Origin of the sequence: Dickeya poaceiphila, assembly GCF_007858975.2 — a bacterium.
Taxonomy (GTDB): domain Bacteria; phylum Pseudomonadota; class Gammaproteobacteria; order Enterobacterales; family Enterobacteriaceae; genus Dickeya; species Dickeya poaceiphila.
Map to the genome: position 1 here is coordinate 2,941,556 of NZ_CP042220.2, position 19,761 is coordinate 2,961,316.

General features: G+C 55.7%; 15 protein-coding genes. 5 read left to right on the forward strand and 10 right to left on the reverse strand.

Annotation, left to right across the window (positions count from 1 at the left end):
• Nucleotides 1–5 precede the first annotated feature (5 nt).
• Complete coding sequence (gene ybbP, locus Dpoa569_RS13095) at nt 6–2,438, reverse strand: putative ABC transporter permease subunit YbbP (RefSeq protein ID WP_146411438.1); 2,433 nt, start codon at nt 2,436–2,438, stop codon at nt 6–8.
• Nucleotides 2,435–3,121, reverse strand: coding sequence for a putative ABC transporter ATP-binding protein YbbA (gene ybbA, locus Dpoa569_RS13100; protein ID WP_042869393.1), 687 nt, complete (start codon nt 3,119–3,121; stop codon nt 2,435–2,437). Before ybbA ends, ybbP begins: the two co-directional genes overlap by 4 nt.
• Here ybbA and tesA point away from each other — a divergent pair.
• The 3 genes from tesA (at nt 3,092) to Dpoa569_RS13115 (ending at nt 5,492) form a co-directional block, all read left to right on the forward strand.
• A complete protein-coding gene (gene tesA / locus Dpoa569_RS13105) occupies nt 3,092–3,730 on the forward strand; it encodes a multifunctional acyl-CoA thioesterase I/protease I/lysophospholipase L1 (protein ID WP_164837114.1) in 639 nt (212 codons plus the stop codon). The two genes, ybbA and tesA, sit on opposite strands and share 30 nt — an antisense overlap.
• A gap of 63 nt (nt 3,731–3,793) precedes the next feature.
• Nucleotides 3,794–4,570 (forward strand): SDR family oxidoreductase, encoded by a 777-nt coding sequence (locus Dpoa569_RS13110; RefSeq protein ID WP_042869391.1) that lies wholly within the window; start codon nt 3,794–3,796, stop codon nt 4,568–4,570.
• 61 nt (nt 4,571–4,631) lie between these two features.
• Entirely contained in the window at nt 4,632–5,492 is an 861-nt protein-coding gene (locus Dpoa569_RS13115) for a co-chaperone YbbN (RefSeq protein ID WP_042869390.1), read from the forward strand.
• A gap of 59 nt (nt 5,493–5,551) precedes the next feature.
• On the opposite strand, the gene Dpoa569_RS13120 is transcribed toward Dpoa569_RS13115, so the two are convergent.
• The 8 genes from Dpoa569_RS13120 to menF all read right to left on the reverse strand — a co-directional run bounded on the left by Dpoa569_RS13120 (nt 5,552) and on the right by menF (nt 14,718).
• Entirely contained in the window at nt 5,552–6,745 is a 1,194-nt protein-coding gene (locus Dpoa569_RS13120) for a nicotinamide mononucleotide deamidase-related protein YfaY (protein ID WP_042869389.1), read from the reverse strand.
• Nucleotides 6,746–6,895: 150 nt separating this feature from the next.
• The gene (locus Dpoa569_RS13125) at nt 6,896–7,441 is read right to left on the reverse strand and encodes a YfaZ family outer membrane protein (RefSeq protein ID WP_042869388.1); all 546 of its coding nucleotides are present in this window, start codon (nt 7,439–7,441) and stop codon (nt 6,896–6,898) included.
• Between the two features lie 197 nt (nt 7,442–7,638).
• Entirely contained in the window at nt 7,639–9,024 is a 1,386-nt protein-coding gene (gene menE, locus Dpoa569_RS13130; RefSeq protein WP_042869387.1) for an o-succinylbenzoate--CoA ligase, read from the reverse strand.
• Nucleotides 9,012–9,980: an o-succinylbenzoate synthase gene (gene menC, locus Dpoa569_RS13135; protein WP_042869386.1), complete on the reverse strand. Its 969-nt coding sequence runs from the start codon at nt 9,978–9,980 to the stop codon at nt 9,012–9,014. The genes menE and menC overlap by 13 nt, the downstream gene beginning before the upstream one ends.
• The gene (menB, locus tag Dpoa569_RS13140; protein ID WP_042869384.1) at nt 9,980–10,837 is read right to left on the reverse strand and encodes a 1,4-dihydroxy-2-naphthoyl-CoA synthase; all 858 of its coding nucleotides are present in this window, start codon (nt 10,835–10,837) and stop codon (nt 9,980–9,982) included. Before menB ends, menC begins: the two co-directional genes overlap by 1 nt.
• A complete protein-coding gene (gene menH / locus Dpoa569_RS13145; protein WP_042869382.1) occupies nt 10,821–11,612 on the reverse strand; it encodes a 2-succinyl-6-hydroxy-2,4-cyclohexadiene-1-carboxylate synthase in 792 nt (263 codons plus the stop codon). The genes menB and menH overlap by 17 nt, the downstream gene beginning before the upstream one ends.
• The gene (gene menD / locus Dpoa569_RS13150; protein WP_146411441.1) at nt 11,612–13,288 is read right to left on the reverse strand and encodes a 2-succinyl-5-enolpyruvyl-6-hydroxy-3-cyclohexene-1-carboxylic-acid synthase; all 1,677 of its coding nucleotides are present in this window, start codon (nt 13,286–13,288) and stop codon (nt 11,612–11,614) included. Before menD ends, menH begins: the two co-directional genes overlap by 1 nt.
• Nucleotides 13,289–13,386: 98 nt before the next feature.
• The gene (gene menF / locus Dpoa569_RS13155; protein ID WP_050569422.1) at nt 13,387–14,718 is read right to left on the reverse strand and encodes an isochorismate synthase MenF; all 1,332 of its coding nucleotides are present in this window, start codon (nt 14,716–14,718) and stop codon (nt 13,387–13,389) included.
• A 1,186-nt stretch (nt 14,719–15,904) separates the two neighbouring features.
• On the opposite strand from menF, the gene Dpoa569_RS13160 reads away from it, so the two are divergent.
• Nucleotides 15,905–17,086, forward strand: coding sequence for an MFS transporter (locus Dpoa569_RS13160; protein ID WP_050569421.1), 1,182 nt, complete (start codon nt 15,905–15,907; stop codon nt 17,084–17,086).
• Nucleotides 17,087–17,090: 4 nt separating this feature from the next.
• The gene (gene rcsD, locus Dpoa569_RS13165) at nt 17,091–19,760 is read left to right on the forward strand and encodes a phosphotransferase RcsD (protein WP_042869375.1); all 2,670 of its coding nucleotides are present in this window, start codon (nt 17,091–17,093) and stop codon (nt 19,758–19,760) included.
• Nucleotide 19,761: the final 1 nt, after the last annotated feature.

The window sequence follows — 19,761 nt, forward strand, 5'->3', positions numbered from 1 at the left end:
CTAACTCAGGCATGATAACGCCGGAACAATGCATTCCCCCTTAGCAAACGCAGCCCCAGCCAACTGCCGTACAACGACAACAGCAACGCCGCCACGACCGGCAAGCCGCCCCACAGCCACGGGTTCGGTTGCCATGGGAAATCGAACACCTTACGTTGCAGCAACCACAACGCCGCTTCCGCCCCCAACGCCGCCGCCACGCCTGCAGACAACCCCAGCACCGCGAATTCCCACCACAGTGTGGCACGCAGCAAACGCCGACCAGCGCCTAATGTACGATAGACCATCAGTTCCTGGCGTCGCTGCCCCATGCCAACCTGAATCTGCGCCAGTAGCAACAGCGCGCCGCAGAACAGCACCAGCACTACCATGACTTCCAGCGCTAACCCCACCTGCTGCAACACCGTGCCGATTTGCTTGAGAATGGCGCCGACATCCAGCACCGTCAGCGTCGGAAACTGGCGGTTGAATTGGGTTACCAACGTACCGCCGCCGTCATAGCGGAAACTGGTCAACCATGACTGCGGCTGGCTATCCAGCGCACCGGGCGGAAAAATGAAAAAGAAATTTGGCCGCAGGCTTTCCCAGTTCACCTGCCGCAGGCTGCTGATGGTGGCCTGAAACGGCTGGGTATCACCGGTAAACGTCAGCGTATCGCCGATTTTCACCCCAAGACGCTGCGCTACGCCTTGTTCTATCGACACTTCGCCCGCTTTCGGCGGCCACTGCCCGGCCACCAGCGAATTATGCTCTGGCCGTTGCGCCTGCCAGGTCAAATTCAGTTCCCGGTTGACGGTTTCCCCGCCGGGGTCATCCTCACGTATCAAATCAGTGGCGCGCAGTCCGTTGATTTGCGTCAGGCGGGCACGAATAATCGGGTAGAAGGTTTCCGATTTCACCTGATGCTGAGCCAGAAAGTCCGTCACCTGCGGCACCTGATCGACGCTGATGTTCAGCACAAAGTAATTAGGACTGCCAGGCGGCAACTGCTGCTGCCAGCGATCCAGCAAATCGCCACGCAACAACAGCAACAATGCCAGCAGCATGAAAGACAGCGAAAATGCCGCCAGTTGGCCCAGCGTTACCCATGGCTGACGCAACAAGCGGTTAATGGCAAGGCGCAACGACAACGTTTTCAGCGTCAGGCGGCGCAGCAATAACAAGCTTCCCCAGCCAATTCCGCCTAGCAACAGCGCCAATATCAGCACCCCGCCCAGCAAAGACCATAACAGCACACCGCCGCCAGACACCACCACCAGCAAACCCATCACCACCGCTCCGACTACCGGCAGGTAGTAACGCAACGGCCAGACATTCGCCACCACGTTCTGACGCAACACCCGCAGCGGCTGGGTCGCCAGCAATTGCCGGTAGGGGCGAATGCCCACCAGCAACGAAATCAACACCAGTGTTCCCAGCGCCCAGCACCATGGCCATAGCCCGGCTGTGGGCAATTCGCCTGGCAGCACTGATGCTAACGCACGCATCAGCAGAGCCTCAAAACCCACCCCTAACAGGCTGCCGCCCAACGCCGACAACGCCAGCACCGCTACCCACTGCCCGATAATCAACCGGCGCAACGCCTGCCGCCCGGCACCCAGCGTTTTCAGTACCGCCACCAGATCGTAGCGACTGCGACAGTAATGCCCCATCGCTACCGCTACTGCCGCCACTGACAGCAGCAACGTCAACAATGCCGATAGCAGCAGGAACTGCTGGGAGCGTTGCAGCGATTTACCCAGCGCGCTCTGCGAATCCTCCATACCATACCAGCGTTGATCCGGTTTCAGCTGGGGTTTGATAATCTCGCTAAAACGGGCGATTTGCGACGGGGAGCCAGCAAACATATAGCGCCAGGTAATGCGTCCACCGGGCTGAATCGCGCCGGTTTTCTCCACGTCCGCCAGATTCATCAGCACCCGCGGCGCCATCTCGAACGGATTAAACCCCGCGTCCGGCTCTTGCAGCAATTCCCCAGCGACGGTCAAGGTGGTATCGCCGACATCCAACTTATCGCCCACTTTTATTCCCAGTAACGCCAGCAGACGCGGTGCGGCCAGCACCGTACCCGGCGCTACCCGTATCCCAACCGGCTGGGTTTTCAGTTCGCCATACAGCGGATAACGCTCATCAGTCGCTTTGACCTGCGCCAGTTGCGCGTTGTCGCCTGCGTAGGTCATGGTCATGAACGATACCTGCCGACTTGGCGTCAACCCCTGCTGCTGCGCCTGTTGCAGCCAGCGCTCATCCACCGGGCGAGACGCCTGCAACACGCGATCACCAGCCAGAAAATCCCGGCTCTGCTGGCTTAGCCCTTTCTCCATGCGATCACTGATAGAGCCGAGCGCCAGCACGCAGGCTACCGACAGCGTTAACGCCAGCCATACAATCAGCAACGACGGCGATCGCCACTCCCGCCAAAACCAACGCCAAATCATGCATCCTCCCACAGTTTGCCGTCGCGCAGCCGCAGGCAACGTTCACAACGCGCCGCCAGTTGCTCGTCATGTGTCACCAGTATCAGTGTGGTCGCAGAGTCACGGTTGAGAGAAAACAGCAGGTTAGCGATGCGCTCGCCGGTCTGACGGTCGAGATTACCGGTTGGCTCATCGGCGAACAGTACCTTCGGGTGACCACTGAAAGCACGCGCCAACGCCACACGCTGTTGTTCGCCGCCGGAAAGCTGTGCAGGCAGGTGATGTAACCGCGCGCCCAGACCGAGTTGCTGCAACAGTTGCTCCGCCTGCTGGCGGCTGTGGCGATCACTCTCACCACGCAGTAATGCCGGTAACTGTACGTTTTCCAGCGCGGTCAGGGTGGGCACCAGCATAAAAGACTGGAACACGAACCCCACGTCCTGTGCCCGCAACGCCGCTCTGCCTTCTTCATCCAGACGGTCCAGCCGCTGACCAAGCAGTGACACCTGTCCGCTGCTGCCGTCATCCAGACCAGCCAAAATCCCCAACAGGGTGGATTTTCCCGATCCGGACTCCCCCACCAGCGCAATGGTCTGAGCAGGTTTGACAACCAGCTCAACTCCGGTGAGGATGGAAAGCTGATGTTCTCCCTGACCAACGTGCTTACTAAGATGATGAACCTCAAGAATGTTTTCCGCTGGCATGTCGTTATCCTTCTATTTTGGGGCCTGTTCAGTCTGCGCGCTTTGGCGACGGATACGCTGTTAGTGTTGGGCGACAGCCTGAGCGCCGGCTATCGCATGGCGGCGAATCAAGCCTGGCCTGCGTTGCTGGATGCCGCCTGGCAGTCCCGTTCTCCCGCCGTTCCGGTTCGGGTAGTGAACGCCAGCATCAGCGGCGACACCGCAACGCAGGGGCTGGCACGCCTTCCCGCCTTGCTGCAACAGCACCAGCCACGCTGGGTGTTGGTAGAGTTGGGCGGCAATGACGGCCTGCGTGGTTTTCCCCCCCAGAACATAGAGCAGGATCTCGCTGGCGTCATTACCCAGGTCAAAGCGGCCAACGCTCAGCCATTGCTGATGCAAATCCGCCTGCCGACCAACTATGGGCGACGCTATACCGAATCGTTCAGCGCCGTTTATCCGCGTCTTGCCAAAACGTTTGCTATTCCACTGCTGCCATTTTTCATGGAACAGGTTTATCTCAAACCGGAATGGATGCAGGATGACGGCATCCACCCAAACCGCGATGCTCAGCCGTTTATCGCCAATTGGATGGCAACACAGCTCGACGCCGTTATTAATCAGCACTGAGTCTATAAAGATTAACAGTTAACCACTACTCTTGATATTTAAGCGTTTTCTTTAGGTAAAGTTATGCAAAAAGCGGTTTTAATTACCGGTTGCTCCAGCGGCATTGGCTTGATTGCCGCTCAATGTTTGCAACAACGCGGTTATCGCGTACTGGCGGCCTGCCGCCGTCATCAGGACGTAGCACGCATGAATTCGCTGGGTTTTGAAGGGATCGATCTGGATCTCGACAGCAGCGCCAGCGTCAGACAGGCCGCCGATATCGTGATCGCGCTGACCGGTAACCGGCTCTATGGTTTATTCAACAATGCGGGTTACGGGTTATACGGGCCACTCAACACCATTTCCCGCCAGCAACTGGAACAGCAGTTTTCCAGCAACCTGTTCGGCACACATCAGCTAACACAGTTATTGCTGCCTGCCATGTTGCCGCATGGCGAAGGGCGAATTATCCAGACCAGTTCGGTCATGGGGCTTATCTCCACGCCAGGACGCGGCGCTTACGCGGCCAGCAAATACGCGCTGGAAGCCTGGTCCGACGCATTGCGTATGGAACTGCACGGCAGTGGTTTGCACGTATCGCTGATCGAACCCGGTCCCATCAGTACGCGCTTCACCGACAATGTAGCTCAGACGCAGCAGGACCAACCGGTCACTAATCCCGGCATCGCCAGCCGCTTCACGCTGCCGCCGCAGGCGGTGCTGCCTAAATTGATTCATGCGCTGGAAAGCCCGCGTCCGAAATTGCGCTATCCGGTGACGCTGCTCGCCCACGGCATCACCGTACTACGCCGGTTGCTGCCGGGCCGCGTGCTTGATCACCTGCTGCGGACAAAATCCTGATTCGGGGTTGAAGTGGCGGACATCACCCCCATAATGGCTAAAAAGTTTGAGAGAGAATGATATGTTTGAACAACACGCCAACGTGATTGATATCAACGAAACCAACCTGCATCAGGTACTGGAACAGTCCATGAGTGCGCCGGTGCTGTTCTATTTCTGGTCTGATCGCAGCACCCATTGCCAGCAACTGGGTCCGGTGCTGGACAAACTGGCAGCAGAATACGCCGGCCAGTTTATTCTGGCTAAAGTGGACTGCGACGCCGAGCAACGCGTGGCGGCGCAGTTCGGCCTGCGCGCCATCCCAACCGTGTATCTGTTCAAAGACGGTCAGCCGGTTGACGGTTTCCAGGGACCACAGCCCGAAGAAGTCATCCGTGACCTGCTGCAACGTGTGCTGCCGAAAGCCGAAGACCTGAAACTGGCACAGGCTCAGCAATTGATTCAGGAAAATCAGTTGAAAGAAGCCGCCGTATTACTGAAAGATGCGTGGCAACTGGATACTAAACGCAGCGATATCGCGCTGCTGCTGGCGGAAGTACAGATCCAACTCAACCGCAGTGATGACGCACAAGCGGTGTTGGATACCATTCCGCTACAGGATCAGGATACCCGCTATCACGGGCTGGTAGCGCAAATCGAACTAATGAAACAGGCGGCGGATACACCGGAAATTCAGCAATTACAGCAGCAACTGGCCGCCTCGCCAGATAATCAGGAACTGGCGGTGCAGCTCAGCCTGCAACTGCATCAGGTAGGGCGTAACGAAGAAGCGCTGGAACTGCTGATGGGGATGTTGAAGAAGGACCTGACTGCTGCCGGCGGCAATGCCCGCAAAACGCTGATGGATATTATGGCCGCACTCGGTACCGGCGATGCCCTGGCGGCCCGTTACCGCCGTCAGCTGTATTCGCTATTGTACTGATTCCTGAGCGTTAACGGCGGGGGCAACTGCCCCCGCACGCGCCATTTCCCGGCGACGACTTACAACGTCTCCAGCACGCTGATCCAGCCATGACCGCCATACACCGGCCAGCCATTGAGCCAGCGGCGCAGCATGTTCATCGCCAGCATCGCCACCACATCCTGATGCGTCTTACGGCTATAACGTCTCACATTCACCTGAATCGTCTGGGCGAAAGTCCCTTCCGGGGTATGCAGTGCCAGCATCAGAACGCCATCATCAGAGCGGCCAACATACAGCGCTAATTCCGCCTGATGGCGCTGTGCCAGCGCCTGAGTTTCCCCGGCAGCGGCAGCCAACGCCAACACTCCGTTTTCCACCCGCAATTCGCCGCCGGATAACGGCACATCCGCTTCACGCAGTTGCCAGTTGAGCAAACCGGCGGTGAAGTCTTCAGCCACGGTCAGGCGCAGCCCACGCTCAGTGAGACGACGCGCCAGCTGGGCTGGAAGCCCTTGCGTACCTTCGAAAATCGTATTTTCGCCAGCGACATCACGCACCCTTTGCCACGCGGCTTCCATCTCCTCACGCCGTGTCGCCGGGCCGGTCAGTTTTAGTTCGATAATCGGTACGGAGGAGCGATACCCCAGAACGACTTCCGGCGGCAGCGGCAGGCTGTCGAGTTGGCTGGCAAGATCGCTTTCGGAGCGGCCAAACGTGGTCAGTCTCAGACACAGCGGCGGTTCGGCAATAACAAAACGTTGACGCAGTCGCGGCAGAATCTGTTGTTCCACCATCACCTTGAATTCAGACGGCACACCGGGGGTGAAAAACATCAGGCACGTGTTTAGTTGCATCACAAAACCGCAGGCAGTACCCACCGGGTTATCAACCAATTCAGCGCTGGCGGGCAATTGCGCCTGTTTGCGATTGCTGTCGGCCATAACCCGTCCACGCTCGGTGAAAAACGCTTCCATACGCGCAATCCATTCAGGATGCTCAACCAGTGTTTCTCCGGCTGCCGTGGCCGCTGCCAGCGAACTGAGATCATCGCTGGTTGGCCCCAGCCCACCATTGACGATTAGCACATCGGCAATCTGGCTGCGCTCAGTCAGCGCCGTCACCAGTTCTTCCAGCTTATCGCCCACCGTCATGCGGCTGGTCATCGGCACACCTTGTGAAAACAGATAATCCGCCAGCCAGGCGGCATTGGTATCCACAATCTGCCCGTGCAGCACTTCATCACCGGTACATAACATCTCGACCCTAAGCATCCGCGGCACTCCTTATGATGGTTTCACACCACTGTAGAAACTCGACGCCATAAACACAATGGCGCTTTCTGCCTGACAGAAAGCGCCATCTGATAAAAAGGCAAAGGCGTGACTCAGCACGCCTTTTGTCTGCCAACCGATACGGGGAAATCAGAAATTCAGTCCAACACCAACGTAAGCCGTATCCGCTACCCGGTTGTCTTTGCCGGCTTCACCGGCAGCCATATTGATATAGCGATAACCAACATCCAGCGATAACGGACGGAATGGCTGCCAACGCACGCCACCACGGGCTTCCACATAGTGATCAACGTGGCTTGAAAACGCGTCCGGCGAGTAATAACCTTCGCCGTACAGGGACACGGAATTGGCCAACGGCACCTGTAGTCCGCCGCCCAGCGCAACGCCATAGCCATCGTCGAAATGGTTCTGGTTCAGATAAAGACCTTTGGCGCCCACACTGAGTGACGCGTTGCTCAACGCGAAGGTATAATCCACACCAGCGCTGTAAACGTTATTGTTGTGTTTGTCATCATGATTCCAACCCACATTGCCCGACACGCCAGGTATCCCCAAGCCGAAACCAGCGCCGACACCCGTGTAGTCACGCCCAGCTTCTCCAGAAATACTAATGGCATGAGCGGAAACGGTCGCCAGCAACAGACTGCCCGCACAAGCAATAGCCCACTTTTTCATGTCTATAATCCTTAAAACAATACGTTAAACGCGCACAATACCGCGATGCCAACACGCATTTTACCCAAATATTCAGCAGTCAAAAGCGTAAATAACCGCAAGCGTAGTAAGATTTTGATGAAAAACAGAGACATCATTCTCTTTCAGATTAGCCGAAACGACAACCAGCCCGTACTGCGATAAACCATGTCGGCCCGTCATACCGTGCAACGTGGTTGCTGTTCAACCCAATTTTTCACCTGCTGGCGAGATATTTTAATTCCGCCGCTGTTCAGCTCAGCAGGTAGCAGATAACACGCCACCGGGCGCTGGAATCCAGCCAGTCGAGGTTGCCACCAGGCAATTAGCTGCGACAGCGGTAAGCCATTTTCTACCTCAACAACCGCCACCGGTCGCTGACCAAACTCCGGATCATCTATCGGCACCACACAAGCATAAGTCACATCCGGATGCTGTAGCAAAACGGCTTCCACATCTTCCGGTTGAATCCCCTCGCCGCCGCTGAAGAACTGATTATCCAGACGCCCCAGAATTTGCCACTCACGGCCATCCCACTGACCACGATCCCTGGTATGAAACCAGCCTTGTGCGTCAGTAAGCGGGATCAAGCGCCCATCACGCCAGTAACCTTCCGCCAGACAAGGGCCACGCAGCAGAATTTCTTCACCGTCCAGTTTTATCTCACGCCCCGCCAACGGCAGCCCAACCCCAGCATGAGCATCGGCACGCTTGGCACACACCGTGGAACCCAGTTCAGTCATACCATAACCGCACCAGCAACGAATACCCCGTGCTTCCGCTTGTTGTGTCAGCCCTGCCGGAATCGCCGCACCGCCCAGCAATACCGCCCGCAAGCTTACCGGCGCGTGACTCTGCGACAAAAGCCGCCAGAGTTGGGTGGGAACTAACGAAGCATGGGTACACACCCGCAAGGCAACATCCAATGGCTGATTTGGTCTGAGGACCAGCGACGCCCCGGCAACCAGCCAACGCCAGACGACTCCCTGCCCGGAGACATGAAACAGCGGCAGTGACAACAACCAGCGATCACCTGCGCTGAACGCCATCAATGCCGTCACACCTTCGGCGCTAACCAGATGAGCATCATAGGTATGCACAGCTGCTTTCGGCATTCCGCTGGAACCGGACGTCAACGTCATGGTCGCCAGTCGTTGCACGGCCCATGGCAATAACGGCACCGTATCAGCCGACGGCACTGGCTGGCTCAGTGGTCTGACACTCTGCGGCCAGCGATGCTCGCCAAGACACAAGCCATACTCGATATTCAGCGAGGGCAACAACGCATCCAGCAGCGTATCCGGCAGTTGAGGGTTAAGCGGCAACAAACGCGCGCCACACTGCAACAACGCCAGATAACAACACAGCATATCAGTACTGTTTTTACCACGCAGCGCTACCCCCATCCCTGGCTTCACCCCCTGGCGAACGAACCCGCTTGCCAATTGTTCAAGGTGAGTCGCCAGTTGCTGCCAGGTCCAGATTCCGCTGTCGTCTATCAGCGCCGGCGCCATCGGCTGGGCGGAAGCCCAATTCCGCCAAGGCCAGTCGGTCAGGATTGCCATACCTGCTCCAGTCCGTCCGCGGCTATCAACGGCAACGTACTGTCAGGCCAGGTACGCACCACCTGCGCCTGCATCAGATCCAACGTGTCCAGCCCCGGCAGTACGCCCGGCGTCAGCCAACGCGCCAGCCGCGCCAGTTGAGTCAACCCAAGGCTGGACTCGATGCTGGAACTGATTACCGCCGTCAGGCCGGCCTGATGCGCCTGCGCCACCAGTTGACGGCAACGGTTCAGACTGCCGGTCAGCGACGGTTTGATAATAATCGCCGCCACACCCGGCTCCGCTTCAACCCGAAATCCCGGCTCACGCACGCTTTCGTCCCAGGCGATGGCGATACCGGTAGCCTGGGCGAAATCACGCGACTCATCACGGGTTTTACACGGCTCTTCCAGAAAAGCGATGCGAGAGCGATAGTCTGGCGCCACATAACGGGCAAACCCGTCGGCTTTGGCGCGTGTCCAACTGCGATTGGCGTCCAGACGTAACTGTAGATTGGGCAGTGCTTCCAACAACAGATTCACGATCATGCCGTCACGCACCGCCTCGTACAGCCCGACTTTCACCTTCGCCAACGGTTCAGGCAGGTGTTGCAGCATGGCGAACAGCTCATCCGGATCGCCACTGCACAATGGCGCCTTGCGGTAGTCCGCCGCATCAGGCAGTTCGCCGGTGAGTTCCGCCAGTGCACAACTGAGGCCGAAATCAACCGAGGGCAACCCGCATTCATCCGGCACTGGCCCCATCAACCAGGTTTGCAACTGTGCCTGCGCGGCGCCGAGCGCCTCCGCCAGCGTTTCCACGCTGAACTGCGGCAGCGGCGCTATCTCTCCCCACCCCTCACGCTCACCATCACGCAGGCGAAGCAACAATCCATCGCGGGTTTTCAGGCGCTGATTACGCAATACAACCCCGGCGTCCATCGGCACGCTGTAACGATAGAGGATAGCCTCACGCATCAGGGGTTCCGCTTGAATTTGCTGAAGTCAGGCTGGCGTTTTTCATTAAAGGCATTGCGGCCCTCCTGCCCTTCTTCCGTCATGTAGAACAGCATGGTGGCGTTGCCTGCCAGCTCCTGCAACCCGGACTGACCATCACAGTCGGCATTCAACGCAGCTTTCAGGCAACGCAACGCCATCGGGCTGTTTTGCAACATTTCACGACACCAGCGCACCGTTTCGCGCTCCAGTTCCGCCAGCGGCACCACCGTGTTGACCAGGCCCATATCCAGCGCCTGTTGAGCGTCATACTGACGGCACAGGAACCAGATTTCACGGGCTTTTTTCTGCCCCACGATACGCGCCATGTAGGATGCGCCCCATCCGCCGTCAAAGGAGCCTACACGTGGCCCGGTCTGACCGAAAATGGCATTTTCCGCTGCGATGGTCAGATCGCACATCATATGCAACACATGACCGCCGCCAATCGAATACCCGGCGACCATCGCCACCACGGGTTTCGGACAGGTACGAATCTGGCGCTGAAAATCCAGTACGTTGAGGTGATGAACGCCACTGTCGTCTTTATAGCCGCCGTAATCGCCGCGTACTTTCTGGTCACCGCCGGAGCAAAACGCTTTTTCACCGGCACCGGTCAGGATAATTACGCCGATACCGTCGTCATGGCGGGCGTTATCCAACGCCTGAATCATCTCTTTTACCGTTTGCGGGCGGAACGCATTGCGCACCTGAGGACGATTGATAGTGATTTTGGCGATGCCATCGGCCGACTTATGATAGAGGATATCGACAAAATCCCCGCTGCAATCGTGCCATTCTACCGGTGCGTAAAGCAGTTCTTCACTGGGATAAAGCATATTGAATCTTCCTTTCGGGATGCGAAATAAACTGACGGACCCGTTCGGCATAACCTGACGGATTCGCCTGATGAGCGTTGTGCCCGGCGCCATCCACACTCAGCAACGGCAAACGATGCTGTGCGGCCAGCGCCTGGAATTTTGTGTCCTGACTGCCACAGAGGTAACCAAATGGAATCTGTAGCTGGTGTAATGCCTCAATCAGATAAGGCTGACGAGACAGAGATGTCGCTTCCAGCATATCAGCGATGGCAGGCCCGTGATTGCCGCTGCGCAATACTATCAACGACTCGCGCTGCGTGGGCGACAAGCGAGCAAAAACCGGCTGCCGATACCAGTCCGGTAGCACACTCTTCAGCGGTTCGTGACGAAAACGCCGCGCCCAGTCGGCATCATGCTGGCGTCGCGCCTCACGTTCTTCTGCCGACGCCAGCCCCGGATGTCCGCCTTCCACCAGCAACCCTTGCAAACCGGCAACGCTGCCCTGACAGGCGTGGTACATAGCAATGCGTCCGCCCAGCGAATATCCCAGCAGCCAGTAATCCGTCACCGCATGTTGCGCCAGCAACGTGGCCAGTTGTCGGCTTACGTCAGCGAAATCAACCACCTGCAACGACCGAGACTCGCCGTGCCCCGGTAAATCCACCAGTAACAGCGGCCAGTCAGCCAAATACGGCAATATCGGTTGCCAGTCTTCGCCGCTGCCAAGCAGCCCATGAAGCACTACCAGCCAGGGTTTTCCCGGCTGTGGCTGCCCCAGACAACGGCAATGCATCACCACAATGGTACCTCAGCCAGTAACTGTTGCAGTGTTTCAGCGCCCGCTTTAGGTGCCACCACGACTTCCAGTAGCGTCGTCCCCCCCAACCGCCACCCGGCGCTGACTGCGTCCTGAACCTCAGACCATTGCTGCGCACGCGCATAACGCAGCCCAAACAACGCCGCCGCATGGCGAAAATCTACCTGCTGCGGCATACAGTAAAAGGCTTCACGCTGTGCTTCCGGTGTCGGCAGTAACGAGAAAATCTGCCCACCATCGTTGTTTACCACCACCAGCACCAGCGGCGCAGGTGGTTGACGCAGTAACGCTAGCCCGTTGAGGTCATACAGCGCCGACAGGTCGCCGACAATAGCGAGCATTGGCCTGGCATTGGCGCGCTGTACGCCCGCCAACGTCGATAACAAGCCATCAATGCCGCTGGCGCCACGATTGGCATATACCGGATATCCAGCCGGCAGGCGAGCAAAGGCATCTACCAGCCTCACCGTCAGGCTATTGCCGACGAAAAACTGCCCTTCTGACGGTAGCAATTCGGTAACGCGATGCGCCAGTTGCGCCTCGCCGAAGCCACCGGACAAGCGTGCGGCCACCTGCCGGGCAACCCGTGCCGCACAGGACTCCACCTCCGGCGCCCAGGCCGGTTGGGCCACTGCCGGATGCGCCGCCAGCCAGTCGGTAATGTCGGCTACCAACCGGCGGCCACGATGCTGTGCAGGGTCAAGCCGCCCCGGCAAGCCGTCTACCAGCCAGTACTGTTCAGGTGCTGCCGTTGCCTGCCACTGCAACAGACGTTTACCCGTCAGGCTGGCGCCAAACTGAACGACTATCTCAGCCTGACGCAACGTTTTCGCCTGCGGATGCTGAAGCCACAAATCGGCACAGGCCAGCGGTTGACCGGTTTGCGATAACACATCGCCGATAAGCGGCCAGCCGAGCTGGTGCGCCCAGGCCGCGATTTTCTCCCCAGCCTGCAACGGCACCCGTCCGGCGATCACCACGCCACGTCGCTGCCGCCATTGCGGCCAGTCTGGCTGCATCAGCGCCATCGGCAACGCACGCTCATTCTGCAGCCAAGGCTGCGGCTGACGCCACCAGTCACCCAGCGACTGTAACCAATCCTGAAACGCCGTTGGATCGTCTTCGCCATATAACGGCTCGGCGAACGGACAGTTGATATGCAATGCGCCGTGGCGCAGTTCGCCCAATGCATGATCGAGCGCAGAAACCAGCCAGCGAGCCGGAATATCCGGGGTAGGACGCGGCAAATCCAGCGTTAGCGTCGGATGCGATGCAAACATACCGGGTTGCCGAATCGCCTGATTAGCACCACAGTCGATCAGTTCCGGCGGGCGATCCGCCGTCAGTATGACCAGTCGCTCGCCGGTCAGCCCGGCTTCAATAATAGCGGGATAAAGATTGGCCGCCGCCGTGCCGGAAGTCACCACCACGGCCACGGCTTCGCCAGAGGCTTTGGCTAGCCCCAGCGCCAAATGACCAAGACCACGTTCGTCAAAATGGGTATGGCATACCAACGCAGGATGCGAAGCAGCCGCCAATGTCAACGGCGTAGAACGCGATCCCGGAGCAATGCAGACATGGCGCACGCCCTGACGGCTGAGCGCCTCAAAAACTACCGTAGCCCAGCGACGGTTAAAAATATGTGTGGACATGATCGACTCAACAACTCCGGTTGCGGGTTGTGGCAATAATTATATTTTTTTTCATCCGGCCAACTTTGATATAAGCCAGTAACAGGCAATAAATCGCGCTATGAAATAGCCTCTTCCAGCAACGATTTCAGTCCAGCAGCTTTGTTTTCCAGTTCCTGCCATTCTTGTTCTGGATCAGATCCCGCCACAATTCCTGCACCGGCATAGAGCGTCAGTTGCCTCTCCGCCACGCTGGCAGAGCGCAACGCCACACTAAATTCAGACTGTTGGCGAGACAGATATCCCGCCGAACCGGCGTACCAGCCACGATGAAACGGCTCATGCCGGGAAAGAAACTCCCGCGCTACAGCACGCGGCAAACCAGCTACCGCAGCGGTCGGCTGCAGTAAATGCAGACATTCGCTATCCACTCCGCTGCGCAAGGTTGCCTGAATCGTTCGCCGTAAATGCTGCACCTTGCGCAGGCGAACAATCTCCGGCGGCATCACATCCATCGTCAATGCAGACTGATGCAAACGCTGGCAGATATCGTCCACCACCAGCATGTTTTCACACTGGTTCTTTACATCGTTCATCAGCCAGTTTGCCAGCTCAGCGGCTTTTTCGTCATTAGGGTCACTCGCCACTGTGCCGGCTAGCGCTTCCGTTTCCAGACGAGTATGCCGCCGCCGATAGAGCCGTTCGGGGCTGGAGCCGAGAAATGCCTGATACGGCGCGAACGCCAGCATAAAATGATAGCAGCGGTAATTAGCCGCACGACTGGCCGCCATCAAGGTAGTCGCTCGTAATGGCTGGTCAAGCGATAAAACCGTAGCTCGCGCTGGCACCACCTTTTCCATCCGCCCGGCGGCGATATCCGCCAGCGCCTGATGCAATAGCGTGATCCATTGCTGACGATCCGGACAATGGCAGGTGGCTTCAATACGGGTATGTAAAGTCGGCAACGGTTGCAGCGGCAACAACTGGCTCAGAAAGTCCTGCGCATGACGAGCCTCATCGCGCAACGACATATCACTGAACAGATTGACCCTCAACCGCAGACGTTGTCCTTGCCGTAACAAGGCGACGCGTGGCAGAAACAGAAACGCGGCAGTATGCGCCTCTGACGGGCGCGAGCGTTGTTCAAACGCATTCAGCCCCCACAGACGCACGCTGTCATCCACATCATCACGTTGCAAGAATGCCTCGGCGTGCGCGATATCCTCAAACACACGTACCTGACCACACACTACCGCTTCTTCGTCGTCCTGACGATGCTGCCAGTAAAACTGCGGATAGAGCGGCTGTGAGGCCAGCCACGCCAGCAACTGCGAGCTGTCCTGCAACGACATGGTCAGCGTAACTGCATGAAATCCTGCCTTCTCCGGCAAGGGTTCGTTGAGCGCCTGATGCATCTGGCGCAGCAGGTCAGAGAATTGCTGCACATTCACCCCGTCACCTAACTGAAAGTGGAGAATTATACGGGCCTATCCCTACAAAAAAAAAGTCATTAGCTTGGTTCCTACCACGTAATAACCTGCTTATACCCGTCATACTTCAACGTTGCGGTGTGCTGGCTTTATTACCCGGCCCATCCCTAAGCCTCGCACCTGTGGGTCCGCTGCCAACCGCGTTACAAGGCCTAATGAGCCTTGTCCTAAAGGGCCACACGCGTTGCGTTGTTCAACACGCGAGCGTGTTGTCCTGCAACTCAAACTATTTTAGGCATACCTACCCGTCACGCCAGTGTTTGAGTCTTTCATCGTCTGCCACCTGCGGGCCTGACACCTCACCATGGATACTATTACCACAGGCGGTTGGTACACATTATCCACTTGCCTATGGCACTGGCAGCACAACAGCAGCAAGAAACCCTAAAATCATTTTTCAACCATTCCGCTTCAATACTGCAAAATATTACAAAATAAAACATTAACTTTATCCATGTAAAACGCGCGGTTATATTATTTTTTTACCTTTTTATCTGCCGTCTTATAAAAAATTTTTACCAGATATATCCAGCATAACCGAAGCTGCCAGTACGCCAGTTTTCCCCGCCACCCAAATCATTTACTGAATAGCCTGCTGATAACTCGCCGCCCCATCACCGTATTGACTTAAAATTGCAACGCTTTCAGGGTATAAAATATTTTGTCACGTTTTATTTTCTTATTTAGTGGAATAACACATCAGGTCAAATTTCCATTATTTGGAAACACGACCCAATCAGGTGGGAACTACGTGCTACTTAGCCAGATCTGAAGATAAAAAGCGCATGAAAAGCGAATACACTCGCATCTGGTAATATATCTTCACTAACGATAATCTCATCCTGGTTATATTTTCCGCCTCACCACCGCACAGAATGAAAAAGCCGATCAGCATAATAAGCATTAAGTGACAAAATTCTTACACCCGACAATTCTAGAATTATCTCGCTATCATCACATTCTTTACTCCGCTTTATTGTAAATTATCTTCATATTGCCGGGCTTGTCCCGGCATTTTTTATCTCCGCGCGGATTATGGAATCCTTCCCGCATTTTCTGCCAACGAAACATATCCCCTTTCGATAAAACGTCGTAGTTGTGGTAAAAATATCCCTCTGCCAGATTCAGCGACGATAGTTATTCAACAATGACAACCTTAATCCCCTCAGCACTAAGCCAGTCACAGCGATTGGATGACAAACCGGTACAATTTGCCACACGAGCGGTATTTTTCATCACCGGGACGGTAATATCGGCCTGGGCACCGCTGGTGCCTTACGCCAAGTCCCGTCTTGATATCAACGATGCATCGTTAGGCATGTTGCTGCTGATGATTGCTATCGGTTCGCTAACTGCAATGCCGCTGGCAGGCATTGTTAGCGCCCGTGTGGGATGCCGCCGGGTCATGCTGTCTGCGGCAGTTCCGCTGTTTATCCTGCTGCCGACGCTGACGCAGATCTCCACCCTGCCTGCCATGGCGGTATTGCTATTCCTGTTTGGCACCGCCATTGGGTTGCTGGACGTCACCATGAATATTCAGGCGGTGGTGGTCGAGAAAGCCAGTGAAAGGGCAATGATGTCCGGATTTCACAGCTTTTACAGCGTCGGGGGCATTGCTGGCGCAGGCGGCGTCAGCAGCCTGCTGTGGCTCGGTTGTCCACCATTGTGGGCGACAATCATCATGATGTTACTACTCGGTATGTTGCTGTTATGCGGCACCCATCGTCATTTGTTGCATGGTTCAGGTCATGCAGAACGGACTCCGCTATTTGTCCGACCACGCGGCGTGGTGATAACCATCGGTACGCTTTGCTTCGTTATGTTTCTGGCGGAAGGCGCAATACTGGACTGGAGCGCCCTGTTTCTTAGTGCCGAACGTGGACTTGATTCCCGACTGGCAGGCGTTGGTTATGCTGCATTTTCCATCGCCATGACGCTGGGGCGACTCAATGGCGACAGGTTGACGCAAAAGCTGGGACGTTACGTTATGGCTGCCGGCGGCAGTTTATGCGCCTCACTGGGCCTGTTGCTGGCAATTGCACTGGATAATCCGATTACCGCGATAGCAGGATTTACTCTGGTCGGCCTCGGAACCTCCAATGTAGTGCCGATTCTGTTTTCTGCTGCAGGCCGCCAACAGGTCATGCCCGTCGGACTGGCGATTGCATCAGTAAGTACGCTCGGTTATACCGGTATTTTAACCGGCCCGGCACTGCTCGGTTTCATCGCCGAATGGAGCAGTCTCTGTGTGGCGCTGGCTGTTGTCGCAGTGCTATTACTCGCAGCCAGCCTCAACATCCGCCCTCTTACTCGTTCACCAGGAGCCTGATTTCATGCCTGCGGCTATCATGCGCTTTTTTCTGCTGTTTATCCTGTTACTGCTGCTGACGACCGGCACCTACAGCTATAACTACATCAACTGTTGGATGACGGAGAAAAAATCCACCGTGGCGAACATTGCAGAAGGAATGCAAAGACGCATTGATGCTTACCGCTTTTTTACTGATCAAATCTACAAAAATTTGCCCAATGATCCGACACAGCACGATCCCCTCAACATCAATCTGATTACGCTGATGCCAAACGTGTTTTACGTTGAGAAAAGCGGTCACAAAACAGATGCATTGATTTTCGGGCCATATGACAAAGCCACCGTTGACGTAATGTACCGAATCTCACAATACCTGGACGTATTGTGGGGCGCGAAAACAGGTATTTATTCAATGTACTACCTCAATGGCCTGGACAATAGTCTGACGATGGTATCCACCCAGCCGTTGAAGGACATCTCGTCGCAACTTCGTGGCAGTTATCTTTCATCCATGGTGGAGTCGCGTAAAACCGAGATGCTGCAACAGGCCAATACACTGGATGAACGGGAAAGCTTTTCTCCGTTGCGAAAACTGCGTTTTTACAACGATTACTATTTTACCCTGCGCACGACGTTCAATCAGCCTGGTCATCTGGCTACGGTCATTGCTTTCGATCTGTCCATCAACGATCTGATTCCGCACACCATGTCGCGGGATAACTTCATGCTGCGCAAGCAAACGCCACCGATCAATGCCGACGTCAGCTCAGACAACGAGATTCCCACCGACATTCGCCGCGAAGGCACCCTGCTGGAAGTCACCGCCCAGTTAATGAACTCACCTATCAAGCTGGTCTATGCTATTCCTCTGAGTTGGCTCGTTGCCGACACGCTGCGCAACAATATCTGGGTAATTGCTCTCAACCTGGCGTTGCTGTTTATTTCACTATCGGGGCTTTATGTTTTACGGCGTTACTCTGCCCGTCCCAAAGATGACCAGTCCCATCACCTGCAAGAACAACAACGGATGTACAGTGAGATAGTCAGCCGCATCCCAATCGGGGTGCTGGTTTACGATTTCAGCAACAATAAAGTGATGGTGGCAAACACGCTGGCAGAAAGGCTATATCCACACCTTAGCCTGAAGAAAATCTCCACGCTTGCAGAAGAACACCACGGTGTTATTCAAGCCACAGTGGACAACGAAATGTACGAGGTACGCGTTTTCCACAGCCAACATACGCCGTCACTATGCCTGTTCCTACTACGCGAGCAGGATCAGGAAATATTGGTTACCAAAAAACTGCAACTGGCGCAGCAGGAATTCGATAAAAATGTCTCGGTTCGCAAGCGTCTGTTTCGCAACCTGAGCCAGGAGTTCAAGCAACCACTGTCTGCCGTGCACCAGTTGGCGCTGGCGCTACACAAAACCGACACTTCACCGGAACAGCAGAAAACGCTTCAGGCGCTGCTCGCCGAAACCAGCAGCGCCATCCGGTTGATGGAAAACATCGCCCTGCAGGCAAAGCTGGAAACAATGGAATGGCATCTGGTACATGACTCGTTTTCACCGTTGACACTGATAGACGATTTGATTTTAGAGCTACTGCCGCGTATCCAGCAAAAGGGACTTAAGCTGTTCAATCACTACAAACTCGACCCGCGCCAGACCTATTCAGGCGACAGCGAGTTACTCAAGAAAACCCTGTCGCTGCTGCTGGATTACTCCATCACCAATACCGACTACGGTAAAATCACCTTGTCCTTCGAGCCTTCAGCACATTCTACCGAGCAGTTGCTGATCCGCATCAGTGATACCGGCACGAATATCTCCGGCATGGAGCGGGATAATCTGATGCATCCGTTTGCCACTACGCCACAATCTGATCACTTCCGGCACAATTCCGGATTAACCCTATTCCTATGTAATCAACTCTGCAACAAATTGGGAGGTCAACTGCAAATCAATAGTCGGCCGGGGCTTGGAACCCAGTATGTACTGACATTGAAAATGCAGCCGGACCCACTACCTTCGGAAGAAGATGAGAAATTATTGGACGACATCACGTTGCTCCTGAACATCACCTCGGACGAGGTTCGTACCATCGTTAGCCGTATAGTAAGCAGTTGGGGTGCGGATGTGGTGGTATATGACGAGCGGCTGGTGAATCAGGATGCGGAAATAACCATTACCGACGACCCCAACAGAGTAACCAACGATACCTTGCTGGTAACCAGTGATGATACTCAGTTGGTGCCGCTGGGTCAGCGTCGTATGCGCACCAACTACAATATCAGCCAACTGCTGCAGGATGGCCTGCTAAAACTGATTGAACAACATTTGGAGATAAATCAGGACGATGACCAATCTGAAGAACAGGACGACATTGGTTTCTATGTCCGCCAGTTACGCAACAGTGACTACTATTCCCTGTTTGTTGATACAGTACCGGAGGACATAAAGAGACTATATACTGAGGCCCAAAATGGCGACTTTTTGTCACTCGCGCAAACCGCACACCGCCTGAAGGGTGTCTTTGCTATGCTGAATCTTCACCCCGGCAAGCAGTTATGTGAAGCGCTGGAAAAGCTTATTACCACCCAGGATCGCGCTCAGATAGAACCCCAACTTCAACAGATTGAAGGGTTCGTCGTAGCATTGCTGCAGCCCGGTGGCCAACAATATGAGTAAA